1 pseudogene is annotated in these 378 nt (G+C 76.7%); it reads right to left on the bottom strand.

Annotated features, from left to right (window positions below):
* Positions 1-104: 104 nt before the first annotated feature.
* Positions 105-378: pseudogene (locus PUR53_RS12890) on the bottom strand (hypothetical protein); the annotation flags it as partial.

Consider the following 378-nt stretch of genomic DNA (forward strand, 5'->3'; position numbering starts at 1 on the left):
CACCCTGGGGACGGCGGCGCGCCCGGTCTCGCGCACTCGGAGACCGGGCGCAGCGCTCAGGCGGTCGGGACGTCGGCGTCGGTCTCCTCGGGCCCGAGGCCGGCCTAGGCGCCCAGCCGCGCCCACACCTCCTCCGCGCGCCACCGGAGCGCCTTCTCCGCGCCGCACTCCGACCGCCAGCACACGCAGCGGGGGCAGTCCGGGCAGTACGGCCGCCGGTCTCTCTCAGGCGGGCAGACGTGCGGGCGGCACCCCTCCTTGTGGTCCACCGGGTTCAGCACCCCGGCCAGCAGCGGCAGGGCGGCGTCCAGCATCGCGACCGCTTGGTTGCCCGCCTCCTCCTCGTCCAGGAGCGACCGGTTCTCCGCGTGCATCCGG

Origin of the sequence: Streptomyces sp. SP18BB07 (genome assembly GCF_036322545.1) — a bacterium.
Classification (GTDB): domain Bacteria; phylum Actinomycetota; class Actinomycetes; order Streptomycetales; family Streptomycetaceae; genus Streptomyces; species Streptomyces deccanensis.